Source organism: Mesorhizobium zhangyense (assembly GCF_011045115.1).
In the GTDB taxonomy this organism is placed as follows: domain Bacteria; phylum Pseudomonadota; class Alphaproteobacteria; order Rhizobiales; family Rhizobiaceae; genus Mesorhizobium_M; species Mesorhizobium_M zhangyense.
The window spans coordinates 190,803-211,585 of record NZ_JAAKZG010000008.1 but is presented as its reverse complement, the minus strand read 5'-3'; the positions used below and the strand labels follow the sequence as shown (position 1 = coordinate 211,585).

Genomic DNA, 20,783 nt, shown 5'->3' with positions numbered 1-20,783 from the left:
GCGGTTCCTAAAGCGAAGAACTGTTCAGCGTCTGGTCGAGGCCTGGCAAATGAATGCCACATTCGGTTTTTGCCTGTCCAGCCCAGCGGCCACTGCGTGCATCCTCCCCCGGCTTGACAGGCTGCGTGCAGGGAAAGCAGCCGATCGACAGATAGCCATAGGCGACGAGTGGATTCTCGCGCAGTTTGTGGCTGCGCATGTAGTCGGCCAGATCACTGGTGGTCCAGCGCGCCAGCGGATTTATGCGGATGCGCGGGCCAACCGCCTCAAAGGCCGGCAGCGCCTGCCGGGTGGCAGCCTGAAACCGCTTGCGGCCGGTGAACCAGGCATGGAAAGGCTCGACGCCGCGCGCCATCGGCTCGACCTTGCGGATGGCGCAGCAGGCTTCCGTGTCGGACTGGTGAAGCAGGCCGGAAGGGTCAAGGCGGTCGAGTGCTGCCTGCTCCGGCGTGATGATGCGCACGTCGGTCAGGCCAAAGTCGGCGACCAATGCGTCGCGGTAGTCCAGCGTCTCGCCGAAATGCTTGCCGGTATCGAGGAAGATGATCGGAACGGACCGGTCGACCTCGGCAATCAGGTGCAGCAGCACGGCAGAATCCGCGCCGAACGACGACACGGCGGCGATGCCGCCCGTGAAATGCTCGCCAACAGAGTGCTCGATGATCTCGTGCGGCGTCAGTTCGCCATAGAGCCTTTCGAGCGAGGCAGCCGTGGCTTCCGCGTCAAGCGGCCTTGGCTTCGCTGCCATAGAGCGCCTCCTTGAACGGCGCGGCACCAACACGGCGATAGGCGTCGATGAACTTTTCAGTCCGGTCGTTCCGGATGCGCAGATAGGTGTCCACGACCGTTTCGATCGCGTCGGTGATCTCCTCCGGGCCGAAGCCACGGCCGACGATTTCGCCGATCGAGGTGTGTTCATCGCCGGAGCCGCCGAGCGTCACCTGATAGAGCTCCGCGCCCTTCTTCTCGACGCCGAGGATGCCGATATGGCCGACATGATGGTGGCCGCAGGCATTGATGCAGCCGGAAATCTTGAGCTTCAGTTCGCCGATATCACGCTGGCGCTCCAGCGAGGCGAAGCGCAGCGAAATCTGCTGCGCGACGGGGATCGAACGGGCATTGGCGAGTGCGCAATAATCAAGGCCGGGGCAGGCGATGATGTCGCTGATGAGGTTCGAGTTTGCCGTCGCCAGATCGATCTCGACCAGAGCGTCATAGACCGCCTTGAGATCGGCGCGGGCGACATGCGGCAGGATCAGGTTCTGCTCGTGGCTGACGCGCAGTTCGTCGAAACCGTATTTCTCGGCGATGTCGGCAACGGCCTCCATCTGGCTGTCGGTCGCATCGCCCGGCACTTCGCCTATACCTTTCAGCGAGATCGTCACCGCGGCATAGTCCGGGTTCTTGTGGGTGAGAACGTTCTGGTCGAGCCACTCGCCAAAGCTGCGGCTATCGAGACGCGCGGTCTTTACCGCCTCGTCGCCTTCCGGCCGAGCGACCAGTGCCGGCGGAGCGAAATAGGCCTCGATGGCGCGGACATCTGCTTCCGGCAGCTTGAGCTCGCCGTCCTTCAGTGCCTCCCACTCGGCCTCGACCTGGCGGGTCAGTTCCTCGACGCCGGTCTCGTGGACGAGGATCTTGATGCGCGCCTTGTATTTGTTATCGCGGCGGCCGTTGAGGTTGTACACGCGCAGGATCGCCGTCGTGTAGGACAGCAGATCCTCTTCTGGCAGGAAGTCGCGGATTTTCTTGGCGATCATCGGCGTGCGGCCCTGCCCGCCGCCGACATAAACGGCAAAGCCAAGCTCGCCCGCAGCATTCTTCTTCAGGTGCAGGCCGATATCATGAACCTGGATGGCAGCGCGATCACGCTCTGCGCCCGTCACCGCGATCTTGAACTTGCGCGGAAGATAAGAGAATTCCGGGTGCACCGACGACCACTGGCGCAGGATTTCCGCATAGGGGCGCGGATCGGCAACCTCATCGGCGGCAGCGGCAGCGAAATGATCGGCAGTGACGTTGCGAATGCAGTTGCCCGAGGTCTGGATGGCATGCATCTCGACGCTTGCCAGATCGGCAAGGATCGCCGGCATGTCGGACAGCGCCGGCCAGTTGTACTGGATGTTCTGGCGCGTGGTGAAGTGGCCGTAGCCCTTGTCGTATTTGCGCGCGATATGGGCCAGCATACGCAGCTGGCGCGAATTCAGCGTGCCATAGGGGATCGCGACACGCAGCATATAGGCGTGGAGCTGAAGATAGACGCCGTTCATCAGCCGCAGCGGCCGGAACTGATCCTCAGTGATTTCGCCGGCCAGACGCCGCTCCACCTGGTCGGTGAACTCGGCGACGCGGGCTTTCACGAAATCGTGGTCGAACTCGTCGTAACGGTACATCGTCTTCGTCTTTCAGGGCCCGTCGGCCCGTTCCATCATGCGGCGCGGGAAACTGCCGGGCGTGCCTGCTTGCCAAGATCGTTGCGGTTTGTCGGGCCGGCGGCCCTGATCTGCTCGCGCAGGCGCGTCGGGCGAATTTCGCCGTCGACCAACTGCACGTCGATCAGATTGACATCGACCACCTCGTTGTTGGCGAGGCCGGCATGACCGATGGCTTCAAGCCTCTCCTCGCCCGCCTTGTCGCTGGCGATCTCGGAATGATCGATCGTCTCGGCCCAGCGATGGTCGGTCGAGAACCACACGGCCTCGCCGTCGGTGAGGCGATTTGCGGTGAGTATCTTCATGCTACGGTCTCCCCGGTTCTTGCGGCCGCGCCGATATGGCGCTGTGCGGCGAGCGGTTCAGATTTCTCGAAATTGGCCCCGGCAACGGCATCGCCGATGATGGTCATGACCGGCCCGGTCAGGTCAGTGCGATCTTCCAGCGACGGCAGGTCGGCCAGCGTGCCATGGAATTTGCGGCGGCTGGTAAGGCTGGCGTTCTCCACCACGGCAACTGCCGTATCGGGAGAAAGCCCGGCATCGATCAGGCGCGATGCAACATCGGCAGCGACCGAACGGCCCATGTAGACGGCAACCGTCGCGCCGGAGATCGCGAGCTTGGCCCAATCCGGCAGCGACTTGCCCTTGAGGTCGTGGCCTGTGGTGAAGACCATCGACGAGGTGACGCCGCGCAATGTCAGCGGCAGTTCGAAATCGGCGGCAGCAGCGAAGGCGGCGGTGACGCCCGGAACGACCTCATAGGAGATTGCGGCATCGCGCAGCGCCTGCATTTCTTCGCCGGCGCGCCCGAACACCAGCGGATCGCCGGACTTCAATCGCACGACGCGCTTGCCTTGGCGGCCGAGGCTGACCAGCAGAGCGTTGATCTCTGCCTGCGACTTGGAATGGCAGCCCTTGCGCTTGCCGACCGGCAGGCGCTCGGCATCGCGACGGCCCATGGCAACAACCGCCTCCGGAACCAGCGCGTCATAGACGATGACGTCGGCTTCCATCAGATGGCGATGCGCGCGCAGCGTCAACAAATCTTCGGCACCGGGGCCGGCGCCAACCAGCGCGATGTGGCCTTCGGTCGGCTCCTGACGGCGGAGCAGCGCGGAGGCAACCTCTCGCGCTTCCTCCGGCTGTCCGTTTTCGAGCGCGCGTGCAGGTGCGCCGGAAAAGAACTCGTTCCAGAAACGGCGGCGCGGGTTGCCTTTCGGCAGAAGCTTTTCAGCACCCTCGCGAAACGAAGCGGCCAGCACCGCCAGCGAACCAAGCGATGGCGACAGCATGCGGTCGATCTTCGAGCGCACCATCTGGGCAAGCACAGGCCCCGCCCCTTCCGTGCCGATCGCCACCGCAAGCGGGGCGCGGTTGACGAGAGCGGGCGTGAAGAAATCGCACAGTTCAGGCCGGTCGACCGCATTGACCGGAATGCCAAGACGACGCGCGTCGTCAGAAATCACCCGGTCCTGCCCGGCATCGCCGGTGGCGGCGAAGACCAGAACCGCGCCTTCGAGATAAGCGGAATCGTAGAGCGCGTTTATGTGGCCGGCATTGTTGGCGGCTATCCAGTCGGCCAGCTCCGGCTCGACATGATCGGAAACGATCACCAGCCTGGCGCTCGACTGACCGAGTAAGCGCGCCTTGGCCAACGCCTCATCGCCACCGCCGACGATGACCACAGCTTCGCCCTCGACCCGCATGAAGACGGGGAATGCGTTGAGCTTGGCAGACGGCTGCGACATGGTGATCGGGGTGTCCTGAATTATGCTCTAGATATTTAGCGCTCAGGGCCGAAATTCAGAAGGAATGCACTCGCGTAGCCAATCCAGAGAAGCAATCTCTTTTCTGCCAACCTGCTTATCGGAAGAAAAATAATCCTCGGCTTTTGGACGGTATCGCCGGCGGCGGCGACTTTGCCGAACGGCAAGCTTCGTGCTCGCACCCTGTCTTTCTCCGACCGATATTAGAAAATAAATCTTGACGAGTAGGATTACTGGAAGATTTTTTCCAATGATCCCGCAGTCAAACGCACTGGATGTGACGTCCCTCCGCCGGCAAATGAAATGGCAACATTCTAAATTCTACCTTTTTTATAGAATTTAGAGAGCCGTCGTGACGCTGCGGCTGGTTCTTCGAACCGCGCCGAGCTTTCAACATGCATTTCAGCGCGACGAGACCCACTCCGCATTTTTCTCCAAAAGTTCTATTTCAGAGAAGATTCATGGACTTGCGGGGTTGCACGAAAGGCATCCGCTCACCCATATTGAAATCGGAGCGGCTTTCGCCGTCCCACCCCCATTTTGTTTAATTTTTTTGGAAGGCGCCCTCCGAACAATGCCGCATGACACGCCCCTCATCGCAACTATCGTCACCGGTCTGGGGCTGGCATTTGTTTTCGGCGCATTGGCAAATCGATTTCGCATCCCGCCTTTGGTCGGTTATCTCATCGCCGGCGTTCTGGTCGGCCCGAACACACCCGGCTTCGTAGCCGACCAGAGCCTGGCGCTGGAACTCGCCGAGATCGGCGTCATCCTGCTGATGTTCGGCGTCGGCCTGCATTTTTCGCTGAAAGACCTTCTCTCCGTCCGCGCCATAGCGGTGCCGGGCGCAATCGTGCAGATCGCGTTTGCAACCGCGCTGGGCGCAGCACTTTCATGGCTGATGGGTTGGACGATCGGCGCCGGGCTGGTTTTCGGTCTGGCGCTGTCTGTCGCCAGTACCGTCGTTCTGCTGCGTGCGCTGCAGGAACGGCGCATGATCGAGACGGAGCGCGGACGCATCGCCGTCGGCTGGCTGATCGTCGAGGATCTGGCGATGGTTCTGGCGCTGGTGCTTCTGCCGGCGCTGGCAGGCGTTCTGGGCGGGCAGGAACAGGCGGCTGAACACGCCAGCAGCCTTCTCTCGTTGCAGTTCGATCTCGGCCTTTGGGGCGTGGTCGGCCTGACGTTGGCCAAGGTTGTGGCCTTCGTGCTGGTCATGGTCATCGTCGGCCGCCGGGTCATTCCGTGGATCCTGCATTACGTCGCCCACACCGGTTCGCGCGAACTGTTCCGGCTTGCGGTGCTGGCCATCGCACTGGGCGTCGCCTTCGGTGCCGCAAAGCTCTTCGGCGTATCGCTGGCGCTCGGCGCGTTCTTCGCCGGCATGATCATGAGCGAATCCGAACTCAGCCATCAGGCGGCGGAAGAGTCGCTTCCGCTGCGCGACGCGTTCTCGGTGCTGTTCTTCGTCTCGGTCGGCATGCTGTTCGACCCGGCCAGCCTGATCGAGAATACCTGGCCCATTCTGGCGACGCTGTTCATCATCGTCATAGGCAAGTCGGTCGCGGCCTACCTTATCGTCATCGCTTTCGGCTATCCGATCGCGACTGCGCTCATAATCTCAGCCAGTCTGGCGCAGATAGGCGAATTCTCCTTCATCCTTGCCGAATTGGGGGTTGGACTGGACCTTCTGCCCGAGCAGGGCCGAGACCTGATCCTGGCCGGCGCGATCCTGTCGATCGTGCTGAACCCGCTGGTCTTTGCCGGCGTGGAGAGGCTGAAACCCTGGCTGGAGAAGCGCTCCGGCAAGACGCCAGCCGCAACCGAAACCAAGCCGATCGGTCCGGCGACGGAACCCGGTGTCGTTGCCACCGCCGCGCCAGTTTCAGCCAAGGCGGATGCGGACCTACCCCCGGCAACCAAGCTTACCGACCATACGATCCTGATCGGCTACGGCCGTGTCGGCAGCCTTGTCGGCAAATCCCTGAAGGAGGCGGGCCTCCCGTTCCTGGTCATCGAGGATGCGGACAAGACACTGGCCAAGCTCCACGCCGAAGGCATCGAAACCGTTGCAGGCAATGCCGCAAACAGCAACGTCTTCGCTTCGGCCAATGCCGCCGGTGCAACGCGGCTCATCCTGGCCATTCCCAACGCTTTCGAGGCCGGTCAGATCATCCTGCGCGCGCGCGCCGCAAATCCGGAAATCCGGATCATCTCACGCGCGCATTCCGACGCCGAGGTCGATCACTTGACCGGACTGGGTGCCGATGTCGTCATCATGGGCGAGCGCGAGGTCGCACGCGGTATCGTCGAGCAGGTCGTGAAGGACTCGACCAAGGACGATCCGCGCCCACCGCTGGCCGGCCCGTTGACCTCGGACAGTCCATTGACCGAGCTGAAAGGCTTGAAGCCAAGCGACGACGCTGAAGCGAGCGAAGAGTCTTCTACCGAAGACAAGCCGAAGGCTTAAGCCTCGGCACTCTTACCCATGGCGGTCAGACGTGCTGGCCGCCATTGATGTGGATTTCCGAGCCGGTCACGTAGGACGCCTGCGTCGAGCACAGGAAGAAGATGATGTCGGCGATTTCCGATGTCGAGCCTAGCCGGCGCAACGGTATCGTCTCGACGATCTTCTCGGTGCCCGGAGACAGGATCGCCGTATCGATTTCGCCGGGCGCGATGGCATTGACGCGGATGCCGTGCGGGCCAAAATCATGCGCCATCTCGCGCGTCAGCGAGCCAAGGGCTGCCTTCGACGTGGCGTAGGACGTGCCCGCGAAGGGGTGCACGCGGGTGCCGGCGATCGAGGTGACGTTGACGATCGAGCCCTTGGCCGCCGCCAATTCCTTGAAAAGTCCGCGCGCCAGCATGATCGGCGCGAAGAAATTGACCTGGAAGACATCGCGCCAGACATGCATCGGCGTGTCGATGGAGTTCATGCGGCTGCCGTCTTTCAGCTTGGGCGAGATGCCGGCATTGTTGACCAGCGCATGAAGCTGCCCGCCATGGGCTTCGAGCCGATGGCGGATTTCCGACACGGCGATGCCGACATCTTCCTGGTCGGCGAGATCGACCTTGATGTGGTCTTCCGGCCCGGCCGGCCAGGGGCAATCCTCGGCAAAGGCCTGGCGCGAACAGGTGATCACGCGCCAGCCCTCGCGCGAAAAACGCTTGACGGTGGCGTGACCGATCCCGCGGCTGGCGCCGGTCAGAACGATTGTCTTTCGTGTATCGGCTACAGCCATTGCGTGATCTCCAAGCCCGCTATGTAATGGATGAAGATCGCGCTGGCCAGCGGCGACGTGGCCGCAGGTGAATGATCGGCGAAGATCAGTTGCCCATAATCACGTCGAGGATCGAGGTCTGCCGCCTGACCACCGGTCCACCCACGTCAGCCTGCGGAACAGGTCGTCGGCCGATCGAAGCGGTTGGCGGTTCCTGCGGCATCGGCACGAAGCCTGCGTCGCCATCTGCAGCCCCGACATCGTCCATGGGAAGGTTGCGGCTGACGGGCGCCGCCGCCGGCGCAGCTGCCGGATGGTCCGGCTCCTCGATGCTCGCCATCGGCACCGAGCCAGGTTCTGCCTGCGGCGCGGATTTCCATGTTCCCGGCAGCGGCGCGATCGGAACGCCCTCGTGGGCTGCCACCATGAATTCGTGCCACGCCTGAGCCGGCAGCGCGCCGCCGGTTACCTTCTTCATCGGCTTGCCGTCGTCGTTGCCGAACCAAACGCCGGTCGTCAGATTGGCGGTGTAGCCGACGAACCACGCGTCGCGCGAGTTCTGGCTGGTTCCGGTCTTGCCTGCGGACGGCCAGTTGAAGGCAGCCTTTTTGGCGGTGCCGACCTCAACCGTTCCGGTCATCATCGAGTTCATCATGCCGACGATTTCCGGCCTGACGACGCGCGGTGCGTTGCCGCCGGCGCCTTCATAAAGCACGTCGCCGCCAGTCGTGGTGATGCGCTGGATGAAATGGACCTCCGGCTTGTAACCGCCATTGGCAAAGGGCACATAGGCCGCCGTCAGTTCCAGCGGGGTCACCTCGGAGGTGCCGAGCGCGATCGAGGTATTCGCCTGAAGCTGCGATTCGATGCCCATGCGATGGGCGACTTCGATCACCGCATCAGACCCGACTTCCATGGTGAGCTGGGCGGCAACCGAATTCAGCGATTTCGCCAGCGCGGTTGCCAGCGTCACGCGGCCAAAATACTTGCCGTTGTAATTATCGGGTTTCCATTTGCCGATGCTGATCGGCGCGTCGTTGCGGATGCTGTCGGGCGTGCGGCCGGCTTCAAGGGCGGCCAGATAGACGAACGGCTTGAAGGCCGAGCCGGGCTGGCGGCGCGCTTCGGCTGCACGGTCGAACTGGCTGTTGGCATAGTCGTAGCCGCCGACCATGGCGCGCACAGCACCCGAATTGTCGATCGAGACAAGCGCGCCCTGGCTGACGCTCAGCTTCTGGCCGTTTTCGTCGATCAGGCGGCGGATGGATTTTTCCGCGAGGTCCTGCAAGGTGAGATCGATCGTGGAATCGACGATGATATCCGAGCGCACCTCGCCGATGAGGTTTGGCAGTTCTTCCATGATGCGGTCGGCGACGTAGTGTTCGGAGCCGGTCCAGTAGGAGGCGGCGCGGGTTGCCGGCGCGCTCATCGCGGTCGCCAGTTCCTTCTCGCCGATCATGTTTTCGTCGCGCATGGCGGCCAGCACCAGCTGCGCCCGCGCCTCGGCGGCTTTGGGGTCGCGCGCCGGGGAAAGCCGTGAGGGGGCCTTGAGCAGGCCGGCAAGCAGGGCTGCTTCCGACAAGGTCACGTCGCGGGCCGACTTGCCGAAATAGCGCCGCGATGCGGCCTCCACGCCATAGGCGCCCGAGCCGAAATAGACCCGGTTGAGATACATTTCGAGGATTTGGTCCTTGGTGTGCTTCTGCTCCAGCCACAGCGCCAGAAGCACCTCCTGCACCTTGCGCTCGATGGTGCGGTCAGGCTTGAGGAACAGGTTCTTGGCGAGCTGCTGGGTCAGCGTCGAACCGCCTTGCGAGAAGCGGCCGCTGGTCAGGTTGCCCAGCAGCGCACGGCCAAGACCCATCGGATCGATGCCGAAATGCGAATAGAAGCGGCGGTCTTCGATCGCCATCACCGCTTGCGGAATGTAGGGCGACATTTCATGCAGACCGACTGCTTCGCCACCGGTCATGCCGCGATTGGCGAGCAGTTTTCCGTCAACGGAAACGATCTTCACATTGGGCGGACGATCCGGAATAGCCCACGTCGTGGCGCTCGGCATCTGCGCACCGTAATAGATGACGATGCCGGCAGCGGCGATGCCGCCCCATAGCGCCAGCACGAAGCACCAGTAGACGGCGCGCGTCAGCCCGCCAAAAAATCCGCGCTTCGGCTTCTTGCGGCTACGACGGGACGGCTGCCCCCTCTCCGCCTTCTCAGCCTTGCGCTTCGCGGCAGGCTGCTTCTTAGCCGAGGGCATGACACGATCATCTTCGCTGACGGAAAACCCGCCCGAGGCCTTGCGCTCGGCGGGTCCGTCGAAAGTCGGTTCGATGCGTGTCGTGGTTCTTTTCGCCATACCGTCCGCTGCTGCCCATTCCCCAATTGCGCGAGGGCTTCGAGTGAACAGTAAATGCGGCGATTTAAGGAGCCCTTAAGCGGGTTTTGGGCGGGAGTGTTATTGAGCAGTGGCCAAGCCGACTGCATTTTTCCGGAACGCAGTGTCGAGATTCATGAGTTTCACGAGACGCCGCTTGGTCTGCTCGGTCAAATTCCTGCGGATGTGATTGTTGTCTCGATAAATGAACTCGTCGCCGATAAATGAATGGCATCTTCCATTTTCGCAGAGGCCGTCGTCGACCGCCACAAGAGAAGCGCCCTTATTTCTGGCGACAACTTCGCGCAAAACCCGATCCGTCGCGCCTTGCCGTTTATGCATATCCGCTTCAGTGATAATCAGGTCGCGATCCTTGCACGGACGCCGCAAAAGCCCTGAAACACGACTGAACGCGCAGAAACTGGGATTTTTCTCGAAAGGCGGAACATCGCTCAAAATGACAACGGACCGCTCCTTAGGATCGATATCCTTTATCGTTTTCAGCAGGCCTGCCCTCATAAGCTCAGCCCCACGTTTTGCATTCCGCCTTTCAGGCGACTGCTGGTAGAGCGTACCCGGTATCAGCGACCAGGACGCCGCCAGAACCGCAATGTCGGCATCATTGTCCTTCATCCATTTCAGTGCCTGCATGCGGCTTTCAGCACATTCGGACGAATAGGCCGGGTCGTTCCTGACCAATCGCTTCACCACCTCGTTGTCGATAAAAGGCGGGCAGGCATGCCAGACCACCAATGCCACATTCTGCCGCCGAGCCGCCAAGTCCAGAAGGGGCGCGAAGTGCAGCACATGGCTATCGCCCCATAAAATACCTTTGCGCTCAGCTTTCGCCCACGGCGCGCCGAGGACACAAAGCGGCTTATTCCCGAGGCCTGGCGTCTTTATGTTCTGCGGGCAGTTCCATTCCCACATGACCTCAACGCTTCGCATCGGCATTGCGGCAGGCGGAAGCCTGTTGAGGAATCCGGCCGTGGAGATCAAGACAAGCCCCAGACAGGCGGTGGCAAGCATTGATACAGCGCCGGTGCCTATCACGATCAGAGGCTTGCGCGGCTTGCGCAATGGCTTTTCGACGTAACGCCAGCTTGCATAGGAAACCACCCCAACGAGCGCGATGAGTGCAAGGGCTTCACCCGCGGTCGGGGCCGCACCATTGGCATAGTTGCGGAAGAAAACCAGGATCGGCCAGTGCCAGAGATAAAGCGAATAGGAAATCAGGCCAATGAATACCACGGGGCGCAACGACAGAACCCTGGCGACAAACGTATCGCCCACCTTTGGCCAGATGATGAGCGCCGCCCCAACGCAAGGATAGAGCGCATTCAGACCCGGGAAGGGATCGTTCTCGCTCAAGGCGAGCATTCCGTAGGCAATGAGCCCGACACCCAACAGGCCAGACGCTTCGGCGGCCAAGCGATTTTCCTGCTTCGGCAAGAAGACCAACAAGGCGCCTAAAGCGAGTTCCCAAGCCCGCGTATGCAGCATGTAGAAGGCGACGCTAGGATTTTTCTCTACCGTATAGATCGCCAGACCAAGACTTATCGCGATCAGAAGGCCAAGGAATGCCGCGATGGCGCGCTTCGACTTGCGAAAGATATAGGCCATAGCCGCCAAAGCCAGCGGCCAGACCAGGTAGAATTGCTCCTCCACGCCGAGCGACCACATATGCAGGAGCGGCTGCATTTCCGCCGCCTGGTCGAAATACCCGGTATGCCAAAGAAAATAGAAGTTGGCCGCGCCGAAAGCGGAGTAAATGCTGCTTCGGCCTAAATCCTCATAGTCGCCGGGAACAAGGATGAAATACCCGACCACCATCGAGACCAGCAGGACGAGCAACAGCGCCGGCACGATCCGGCGGATTCGCCTGTTGTAGAACTCAACCAGCGAAAACCGGTCGGCATCTACCTCTTTGGCCAGAGCCGCCGTGATCACAAAACCGGATATGACGAAAAACACGTCGACACCGGTAAAGCCGCCGGAGAGTGCCGAAAAACCATAGTGATAGAAAAGTACCGACAGTACTGCGACGGCGCGCAGGCCATCTATATCCGCGCGATAGTCAAATTTCATGCTCAACAGACAGCCTATCCCAACGATGGCCCGTCAATTGCATATCAGATGGCAATTTTCAATCTAAGGTCACGGACCCTTCCGAGAGGCGCCTTCGATTTGCGTGAGGCGTGACTTTTATAGCACCGCTTGAAAACCTACCCGGCGCTACCTCACGACCAGAACCGGAACGGCGCTGTGGGTGAGGACCTCGAATGTCTGGCTGCCGAGCAGCAGGCGGCCGATGCCGCGGCGGCCGTGCGAAGCCATGACGATGAGATCACTGCCTCGTTCCTTGGCGGTCGCGACGATGGCGTCGGCCGGGGTGCTGTCGTCGATATGCAGGACTTCAGCCTTCACACCTGCCTTGTCGGCAGCGGCCTTGGCTGCAGCAAGAACCTTTTGCGCGAATTCCTTGCTGCCATTCTGGTAGCTCTCGACATCGGCGGGGCTGCCGACCCAGCCGAACTCACCGGCCATGCCATAGACCGGGAAGGGTTCGGTCACGGTGATGATCGTGACCTTGCTGCCGAGGCTTTTCGCCAGCGCAAAGCCATGGCTGACGCCCTTCTGCGCCAGTTCAGAACCATCGGTGGCGATGAGTATATGCTTGTACATTTCGGCGTCCCTTTCTGCTTTGGCATTGCTGAGATGGCTCAACGCAAACGAGCCATCTTTGATCCCTTTCAATCTAGATGGGAACGCCCGGAAGGCCGGTCATTATGCCAAGCCGGGCAGGACGCCGGTTCAGCTGTGAGCGAAAATATCGTCTTCGGGCCAGCCGAGAAGGTCGAGCTTGGACCGCGTCGGCAGGAATTTGAAGCAGGCATCCGCCTCGCTGGTCCTGTTCTCGCGGGCAAGACGGCCAACAAGAACATCGCGCAACCGGTGCAGGTAAAGAACGTCGGAAGCCGCGTATTCGAGCTGTTCCGGCGACAGCGTCTCGGCAGCCCAATCGGACGATTGCTGCGCCTTGGACAGGCTGACGCCGAGCAGTTCGTTGCAAATGTCCTTCAGGCCATGGCGGTCGGTGTATGTGCGGGTCAGGCGCGAGGCGATCTTGGTGCAGAACACCGGCTCGGGCATGACGCCGAACGCATGATAGAGCACGGCAAGGTCGAAGCGGCCGAAGTGGAACAGCTTGGTGATCTTGTCGTCGCCCAGCAGCTTGACCAGATTAGGGGCCATTTTCTGACCCTGCGCGATCTGGATAACGTCGGCGGTGCCGTCGCCCGGCGATATCTGGACGACGCAAAGGCGGTCGCGATGCGGGTTCAGGCCAAGCGTCTCGGTGTCGATGGCGACGGCGTCGACATTGTAGTTCGAAAGGTCCGGCAGGTCGTTCTTGTGAAAGCGGATGGTCATTGTATTTGCCCCAGAATTAACGTGTCAGCGCGTCGAGAATGCGCGCCCAGGAGCGTTGCCCCTTGTGGAATGATGACAGGTCGTATTTTTCGTTCGGCGAGTGGATGCGGTCGTCGACCAGCGCGAAGCCGGCAAGCAGCGATTCCATGCCCAGAAATGTCTGGAAATCACCGACGATCGGGATCGAGCCGCCCATAGCAAGCATCACGGCAGGCTTCGGCCATTCGTCGGACAGCGCCTGCTTGGCCTTGATCAGAAACGGCGAGTCATAGGAAAGCTGGATCGCCGGCGAGCCGCCATGTTCGTGGAATTCCACCGAACAATCGGCCGGAATCCGGGCGCGAACGAAATCGCGGAAGGCAGCGCGAATCCTGGCCGGGTCCTGCTTGTGGACCAGGCGGAACGAGACCTTCGCAGAGGCCTCGGCGGCGATGACCGTCTTGAAACCCTTGCCGGTGTAGCCGCCATTGATGCCGTTGAACTCGGCGGTCGGGCGCGCCCAGGTGAGTTCAAGCACCGACCGGCCTTTTTCGCCCGATGGAATGGACAAGCCGACTACGCCGAGAAAATTTTCGTCCGTTTCGCCAAGTGCTTCCCATGACTTCAGTATCTGCGACGGGGTTTCCTCAACACCGTCATAGAAGCCGGGAATGGTGACGCGGCCGGTGTCGTCGTGCATGTCGGCCAGCACCTTTGACAGGATGCGGATGGGGTTTGCGGCGGCACCGCCGAATTCGCCCGAATGCAGGTCGCGATCGGCGGCATGGACGGTAATCTCCTCGCCCACCAGGCCGCGCAGGCCGACGCAGATGGCCGGCGTATCCCGGTCCCACATGCCGGTGTCGCAGACCATGGCGAAGTCCGCCTTCAGCTCGGCCGCATTGGCTTCAAGGAAGGGTTTCAGCGACGGCGAGCCGGATTCTTCCTCACCCTCGAACAGGATCGACACCTTACAAGGCAGCTTGCCATGCACCTGCTTGTAGGCACGGCAGGCTTCGACGAAGAGCATCAACTGTCCCTTGTCGTCAGAAGATCCACGCCCGGTGATGACTTTGCGGCCGGGTTCTATTTCTTTCAGCGCCGGATCGAACGGGTCGCTTTCCCACAGGTTCAACGGATCGACGGGCTGAACGTCGTAGTGACCGTAGAACAAGACATGGGGGCCTTCCCCGTCGTGATGCGCAACCACCATCGGGTGGCCGGGCGTGTCGCGAACGCTTGCCTCGAAGCCGATCGACTTCAGGTCTTCGGCCAGCCATTGCGCAGCCTTGCGGCAATCGGCCTTGAAGGCCGGATCGGTGGAGATCGACTTGATGCGCAGAAGCTCGAACAGGCGTTCGATGCTCTGGTCGAGATTGGCGTCGAGTTTGTCGAGGACGGGTGCGAGAGCGGACATTGGGGGAGCCTTTCGAATCTGCGGCGCCACCCTAAAGCGCCAGTGAAAACAAGGAAACCCCGGCAATGTTGGACCAGACGCCCACCACGGCACAAAAAAATGCCGCCGTGGCTGGAGGGGGACCACGGCGGCGGTACTTCAAAAGGGGGCGGCAGCCCGGAGAGGGGGATTAGGCTGCCGCTTGGTCCGGTCTAGGCGGGGGACGGGCCTTAATCCGGACTCGGCTATAAAGCCGATGACTGACATTTGGAGATGCGAACGTGGCGATTCAAGGGCACGAAAATTACAGTTTTGTAACAAACGCGTGAGCGGCATTTCTGTCAGGTATCGGCAAGACAAGCCCGGCCTTTGCCTGTTTGCAATGGACAGTTTCAGGCCTCCGCGTTAGGGCTTACGCCATGAAAAAAGGCGATCACCTCTTCCTTGTCGACGGCTCCGGCTACATCTTCCGCGCATACCATGCGCTGCCCCCGCTGAACCGCAAGTCGGACGGGCTGCCGACGGGCGCGGTTTTGGGCTTCTGCAACATGGTGTGGAAGCTGATGCAGGATTCGCGAAACACCGATGTCGGCATCACGCCGACGCATTTCGCCGTCATATTTGACTATTCCTCCAAGACCTTCCGCAACGACCTCTACCCGGAATACAAGGCCAATCGCTCTGCGCCGCCGGAAGATCTGATCCCGCAATTCGGGCTCATTCGCGAGGCGACGCGCGCCTTCGACCTGCCCTGCATAGAGATGGAGGGTTTTGAGGCCGATGATCTGATTGCCACCTATGCACGGCTGGCCCGCGAGGCCGGCGGCGACGCCACCATAATCTCGTCGGACAAGGACCTGATGCAGCTCGTCGGCCCGAGCGTCGGCATGTACGACCCGATGAAGGACCGCCAGATCGGCGTTCCCGAAGTCATCGAGAAATGGGGTGTGCCGCCGGAAAAGATGATCGACCTGCAGGCGCTGACCGGCGATTCCGTCGACAATGTACCGGGCGTGCCGGGCATCGGCCCGAAGACAGCAGCGCAGCTTCTGGAGCAGTTCGGCGATCTTGATACGCTTCTGGCGCGGGCTTCCGAAATCAAGCAGGACAAGCGGCGCCAGTCGATCATCGACAATGCCGACAAGGCGCGCATTTCGCGCGATCTCGTGACGCTGAAGATCGACGTGCCGGTCAAGGAAGGGCTGGATGATTTTGTTCTCCAGCCGCCAAACGGGCCAAGGCTGATCGGCTTCCTCAAGGCGATGGAATTCACCACGCTGACCCGCCGTGTCGCCGAGGCGACCAGCACCGAGGTGGCAGAGGTGGAAGCTGCATCCCTTGTCATCGAGCGTGCCGACGCAGCCCACGGACCGGATGTCGGCTTTCCATCCACGCCGGCCGCCAGATCGTCGGCGGCGAAGGCTGCCGGGAACGGTGCAGCAGAGCCTGCTGGAGGACCGGATAGCGCCAACAAGGATGGCACCACGCCTTCGTTGCTCTCGGCTCTTCGTGCCGAGGCTGCCGTTGCCGAGAAGATCAATGTCGATGCCTATAGCTGCATCCTCGATCTGCCGACATTGCAGGCCTGGGTCGCCGAAGCCAGGGAAGCCGGCCTCGTCGCCTTCGACACGGAGACAACCTCCCTCGACCCCATGCAGGCGGAGCTGATCGGCTTTTCGCTGGCAACGGCACCGGGCCGGGCTGCCTATGTGCCGCTCGGCCACAAGAGCGGGCGCGGCGATCTGCTTGGTGGCGGGCTGCTGGAGGGGCAGATCCCCGTTCGCGATGCGCTGGCCGCACTCAAGCCGCTGCTGGAGGACAAGTCGGTCCTGAAGATCGCGCAGAATCTGAAATACGACCTCGTCGTGATGAACCGGCACGGGATCGACGTCGTTTCCTATGACGACACCATGTTGATCTCCTACGTGCTCGATGCCGGCACGACCGGCGGCCACGGCATGGACGACCTTTCCGAAAAGTGGCTCGGCCACAAGACGCTGAAATTCAAGGACATTGCGGGCTCCGGCAAGCGATTTGTCGGCTTCGATCAGGCCGATCTCAAGCAGGCCACGGCCTATGCGGCCGAGGATGCCGATGTGACGCTGCGTCTCTGGCGGGTGCTGAAGCCGCGCCTTGCCGCCAAGGGCCTTGCATCCGTCTATGAGCGGCTGGAACGCCCGCTGGTGCCGGTGCTGGCCCAGATGGAACAGCGCGGCATTTCCGTCGATCGCCAGATCCTGTCCCGGCTGTCGGGCGAACTGGCCCAGGGGGCCGGACGGCTTGAGGATGAAATTTTCCAGCTCGCCGGCAGCCGCTTCACCATCGGCTCGCCCAAGCAGCTCGGCGACATATTGTTCGGCCGCATGGGACTGCCCGGTGGCTCCAAGACCAAGACCGGCCAGTGGTCGACCTCGGCGCAAGTGCTGGAAGAACTGGCCGCCGAAGGCCATGAGCTGCCGCGCAAGATCGTCGACTGGCGCCAGCTCACCAAGCTGAAATCGACCTATACCGACGCCCTGCCCGGCTATATCCACCCCGAGACAAAGCGCGTCCACACCTCATACGCGATGGCTGCAACCTCCACCGGGCGGCTGTCGTCGTCGGAACCGAACCTGCAGAACATTCCGATCCGCACCTCGGAAGGCCGCAAGATCCGCACCGCCTTCATCGCCGACAAGGGCAACAAGCTGGTCTCGGCCGACTACAGCCAGATCGAGTTGCGCGTGCTCGCCCACATGGCCGATATTCCGCAATTGCGGCAGGCCTTTGCCGACGGCATCGACATTCATGCGATGACGGCTTCGGAGATGTTCAGCGTGCCGGTCGAAGGCATGCCTTCGGATGTACGTCGCCGCGCCAAGGCGATCAATTTCGGCATCATCTACGGCATCTCGGCCTTCGGCCTCGCCAACCAACTTTCCATACCGCGCGAAGAAGCCAGCGATTACATCAAGCGCTATTTCGAGCGCTTCCCCGGCATCCGCGACTACATGGACAGCACCAAGGCTTTTGCCCGCGAGAACGGCTATGTCGAGACGATCTTCGGTCGGCGCGCGCATTATCCGGAAATCCGCTCATCCAACCCGCAGCACCGCGCCTTCAACGAACGCGCGGCGATCAACGCGCCGATCCAGGGCTCGGCCGCCGACATCATCCGCCGCGCCATGGTGCGCATGGATAGCGCGCTGGCGGAGGCCAAGCTTTCCGCACGCATGCTGTTGCAGGTGCATGACGAACTGATCTTCGAAACGCCCGAAGGCGAAGTCGAGGCGACGTTGCCGGTGGTGCGTTCGGTGATGGAGAATGCGGCCATGCCGGCGGTAAATCTGGCCGTGCCGCTGCAGGTCGATGCGCGCGCTGCTCATAATTGGGACGAAGCACATTGACCTCAGCTGTGAGCCGATCGGTGGGAGATCACATCCGGCGTCACGCAGATCAATGGTCCTGTCGCATTAGAGACGATATTCACTCCAGCGAGGAAGCAGGTCTTGTGATGGCAACGCCGAACTCATCGTTCATGTACGAAGGACTTGTCCGGCTTTCGTGACACTTTCCACACCAGCGCCGCCACCAGCAGCAGACATGCGATTGCTGTGATGATCACGCCCACAAAGGCCTGATCGAAAGCATATCGAGCAAGGGTCGCTACCTGCAGCGACTGATCGCTTTCCAGTCCGGCGGCCAGCATGAGGGCTTCATCAAGACTGTCGCGCGCTTGCGAAGCTATCGCGATGCCCTCGGGAAGGGTCATTGCGCGCGTATACAGGATCGACATGAGACTGCCGAGCAGCGCGATGCCGAGCGCGCCGCCGAGCTCGTAGGACACTTCCTCGACCGACGCTGCCATGCCTGCCCGCTCTTCCGGAGCCGAAAGCATGATTGCGCTGGAGGCCGCCGTCATCGCCGCGCCGACCCCGAAGCCCATCACCGCTAGCGGGGCAAGCCACACAGCCGTCTGCCCGTTATAGGCGAGAAGAAATCCCGCCAGGCCGAGGCCGGTCAGCACGAGAGCACCTATCAGGATGCGGGTCGGAGCGATGTAAGGCAGAGCCAGTCCCGTAAGCGGGCCAGCGATGAAAGCGGCCAGCGGGATCGGCAGGATCAGCAGACCTGCCTCGAGCGGCGAATAGCCCAGCACGAGCTGGAGCCTCTGGCTGAACACCAGCTCGACACCGACAAGCGCTCCCGATGCCACAAGGGCGGTCGCCACGCCCGACGAGAAACGCGGGTTGCCGAAAAGGGAGAAGTCGATCAGCGGCGCCGCACTCCGGCGCTGCCGGCGTACGAACACGATCATCGCGGCAGCGCCGATCAGGAAGGTAGCCGCAACCATGATCCATGACGGATCGCGTTTGCTGATTTCCTTGACCGCGTAGACGATGCCTATCAGACCGACCATGACCTGTATCGAGCCGACAAGATCCCACGGGCGGCTCGCGTCACCAGGGCGCGTGGCCAGTAGCAAAGCGCTTGCGAGCAGCGCCACGAGTACGATCGGAACATTGATCAGGAAGACCGAACCCCACCAGAAATACTCGAGCAACAGTCCGCCAACGACCGGACCGAGGGCGGCCCCGCCGGACGCGACCGCAGCCCAGATACCGATTGCAAAAGCGCGTTCCTTCTCGTCCTTGAAGGTAAGGCGGATCAGCGAGAGGGTGGCGGGCATCATCATGGCGGCACCGACCGCCAGAAACACGCGCGCCGCGATCAACGCGCCGGACGAAGGCGCGAATGCCGCTGCCAGCGACGCCGCCCCAAAAACCGCAAGCCCTGCCATGAACATCTGCTTGTGGCCTAGCCTGTCGCCAAGGGCGCCCAGCCCCGGCAGCAGCCCGGCCACGACCAGCGGATAGGCGTTCACGATCCAGAGCTTTTCAGTGGCAGTGGCTGCAAGGTCGTGCGTAAGCGTAGGCAGCGCTGTATAAAGCACCGTCATGTCGATGACGATCAGGAAAAGCGCGCTGGAAACTATGCCCAGAACAAGCCATCTGTTTTGGTGCGACATCGGATAGTTCCTTTAACATGCGCGATTGTCGGCGCATGACTGTCGATATAAATACGACCGTATTGAAATGGAAGAGGCAAAATGGCTGGACGTCCGCGAAGCATCGATCGGGAAAAGGTTCTGGATGCCGCCGAGGCGATCGTGGCGCAGACCGGCGCAGCGTCGCTAAGCTTCGAAGCCGTGGCCAAGGCTGCCGATATCACCAAGAGCGGCGTTCAATATTGCTTCGGTACCAAAGAGAATTTGATCCGGTCGATGATCCAGCGCTGGGGCGAATCCTTCGATCGCGACGTGATGGAGCGGATCGGCGCAGACCGGTCAGCGCGATCGATCATCAGAGGACACCTGGAAGCGACACGCGACAGCGACGAGGCGGAATATTCTCGCTCAGCAGTCATGATGACCGCGCTTCTCCAACGGCCCGATCAGGTAGCCGCTTCGCGGGAATGGTATACAAGCCGTCTCTCCGGGCTGGACATGACGAAGAAGGCGGACAGGGATGCGGCCCTTGCATTTCTCGCCGGAGAAGGCGCCTTCATGCTGCGAACGTTGGGGCTGATCGATCTCGACGAGGCGCAATGGAACGCGCTGTTTGCAGATATGCTGTCGATCGTTCGATAACGGCGCGTTGCAGCCCCTACGCAGCCATAGCCGCGCATTTGGCGCAGGTGCCGCGGAACTCTATGACCGCTTTTTTGGCGGCGAAGCCGGTCGAGCCGACCCACTGGTCGAGTTGCTTGCCGACGACCTCATCGGAAAACTCGGACACCTGTCCGCATTTATCGCAGATGGCGAAGGCGATCATGCGGTGGCTGTGGTCGTGCGGCTCGGCGCAGGCAACGAAGGCGTTCATGCTTTCGAGCCGATGGACGAAGCCGGCATTCATCAACCCATCGAGCGCACGATAGACCTGCAAGGGCGCGCGAAAACCCTGTTCGCGCAGGAGATCCAGCAAAGTGTAGGCGCTGAGCGGCCCGGTCGACGCCTCGAGTTTTTCGAGCACGCGCAACTGGTTCTTCGTCAGCGTATCCCTTGCCGCCATGATGGTGCCTTCAATCCGTTTGCCTTGCCTGGCATCTTCGCCTGAAACGCCTGCAATGTCATTCATCAGACATCAAATAGCGATCGGCCACGGATTTTGCCACTGTCTCGATCGGCAAAGCGATG

The 20,783-nt window shown here is 61.5% G+C and carries 15 protein-coding genes; 3 read left to right on the top strand and 12 right to left on the bottom strand.

From position 1 onward, the window contains the following. Nucleotides 1-7: 7 nt before the first annotated feature. The 4 genes from G6N74_RS19600 to cysG are packed head-to-tail and all read right to left on the bottom strand — an operon-like array spanning nt 8 to nt 4,182. Nucleotides 8-748, bottom strand: coding sequence for a phosphoadenylyl-sulfate reductase (locus G6N74_RS19600; protein WP_165119639.1), 741 nt, complete (start codon nt 746-748; stop codon nt 8-10). Then, nucleotides 723-2,393 (bottom strand): nitrite/sulfite reductase, encoded by a 1,671-nt coding sequence (locus tag G6N74_RS19595; protein ID WP_165119637.1) that lies wholly within the window; start codon nt 2,391-2,393, stop codon nt 723-725. Before G6N74_RS19595 ends, G6N74_RS19600 begins: the two co-directional genes overlap by 26 nt. A 35-nt stretch (nt 2,394-2,428) precedes the next feature. Next, nucleotides 2,429-2,737, bottom strand: coding sequence for a DUF2849 domain-containing protein (locus G6N74_RS19590; RefSeq protein WP_165119635.1), 309 nt, complete (start codon nt 2,735-2,737; stop codon nt 2,429-2,431). Then, the gene (gene cysG, locus G6N74_RS19585; protein ID WP_165119633.1) at nt 2,734-4,182 is read right to left on the bottom strand and encodes a siroheme synthase CysG; all 1,449 of its coding nucleotides are present in this window, start codon (nt 4,180-4,182) and stop codon (nt 2,734-2,736) included. The genes G6N74_RS19590 and cysG overlap by 4 nt, the downstream gene beginning before the upstream one ends. Nucleotides 4,183-4,774: 592 nt before the next feature. Here cysG and G6N74_RS19580 point away from each other — a divergent pair. Continuing rightward, nucleotides 4,775-6,670, top strand: coding sequence for a cation:proton antiporter domain-containing protein (locus G6N74_RS19580; protein WP_165119631.1), 1,896 nt, complete (start codon nt 4,775-4,777; stop codon nt 6,668-6,670). Between the two features lie 25 nt (nt 6,671-6,695). Here G6N74_RS19580 and G6N74_RS19575 read toward each other — a convergent pair whose 3' ends face one another. The 6 genes from G6N74_RS19575 to G6N74_RS19550 all read right to left on the bottom strand — a co-directional run bounded on the left by G6N74_RS19575 (nt 6,696) and on the right by G6N74_RS19550 (nt 14,629). Continuing rightward, the gene (locus tag G6N74_RS19575) at nt 6,696-7,445 is read right to left on the bottom strand and encodes an SDR family NAD(P)-dependent oxidoreductase (protein ID WP_165119630.1); all 750 of its coding nucleotides are present in this window, start codon (nt 7,443-7,445) and stop codon (nt 6,696-6,698) included. Nucleotides 7,446-7,530: 85 nt separating this feature from the next. Next, complete coding sequence (locus G6N74_RS19570; protein ID WP_165119628.1) at nt 7,531-9,783, bottom strand: transglycosylase domain-containing protein; 2,253 nt, start codon at nt 9,781-9,783, stop codon at nt 7,531-7,533. Nucleotides 9,784-9,882: 99 nt separating this feature from the next. Further along, nucleotides 9,883-11,889: an acyltransferase family protein gene (locus G6N74_RS19565; RefSeq protein ID WP_165119626.1), complete on the bottom strand. Its 2,007-nt coding sequence runs from the start codon at nt 11,887-11,889 to the stop codon at nt 9,883-9,885. A gap of 147 nt (nt 11,890-12,036) precedes the next feature. Next, nucleotides 12,037-12,486 (bottom strand): universal stress protein, encoded by a 450-nt coding sequence (locus G6N74_RS19560; protein ID WP_165119625.1) that lies wholly within the window; start codon nt 12,484-12,486, stop codon nt 12,037-12,039. 129 nt (nt 12,487-12,615) lie between these two features. Next, the gene (locus tag G6N74_RS19555; RefSeq protein WP_165119624.1) at nt 12,616-13,233 is read right to left on the bottom strand and encodes a ribonuclease D; all 618 of its coding nucleotides are present in this window, start codon (nt 13,231-13,233) and stop codon (nt 12,616-12,618) included. A gap of 16 nt (nt 13,234-13,249) precedes the next feature. Next, nucleotides 13,250-14,629, bottom strand: a complete 1,380-nt coding sequence (locus tag G6N74_RS19550) for a M20/M25/M40 family metallo-hydrolase (protein ID WP_165119622.1) — start codon at nt 14,627-14,629, stop codon at nt 13,250-13,252. A gap of 398 nt (nt 14,630-15,027) precedes the next feature. Here G6N74_RS19550 and polA point away from each other — a divergent pair, with 398 nt between their 5' ends. Beyond that, on the top strand, nt 15,028-17,994 hold the full coding sequence (gene polA / locus G6N74_RS19545) for a DNA polymerase I (RefSeq protein ID WP_165119621.1): 2,967 nt from the start codon (nt 15,028-15,030) through the stop codon (nt 17,992-17,994). A gap of 122 nt (nt 17,995-18,116) precedes the next feature. On the opposite strand, the gene G6N74_RS19540 is transcribed toward polA, so the two are convergent. Then, nucleotides 18,117-19,616: an MFS transporter gene (locus tag G6N74_RS19540; RefSeq protein ID WP_165119620.1), complete on the bottom strand. Its 1,500-nt coding sequence runs from the start codon at nt 19,614-19,616 to the stop codon at nt 18,117-18,119. Between the two features lie 81 nt (nt 19,617-19,697). On the opposite strand from G6N74_RS19540, the gene G6N74_RS19535 reads away from it, so the two are divergent. Next, nucleotides 19,698-20,237, top strand: a complete 540-nt coding sequence (locus G6N74_RS19535) for a TetR/AcrR family transcriptional regulator (RefSeq protein WP_165119619.1) — start codon at nt 19,698-19,700, stop codon at nt 20,235-20,237. 16 nt (nt 20,238-20,253) lie between these two features. Here G6N74_RS19535 and G6N74_RS19530 read toward each other — a convergent pair whose 3' ends face one another. Next, nucleotides 20,254-20,658 carry a Fur family transcriptional regulator gene (locus G6N74_RS19530; protein WP_165119693.1) on the bottom strand — a complete coding sequence of 135 codons (405 nt, stop codon included), beginning with the start codon at nt 20,656-20,658 and terminating at the stop codon, nt 20,254-20,256. Nucleotides 20,659-20,783 lie beyond the last annotated feature (125 nt).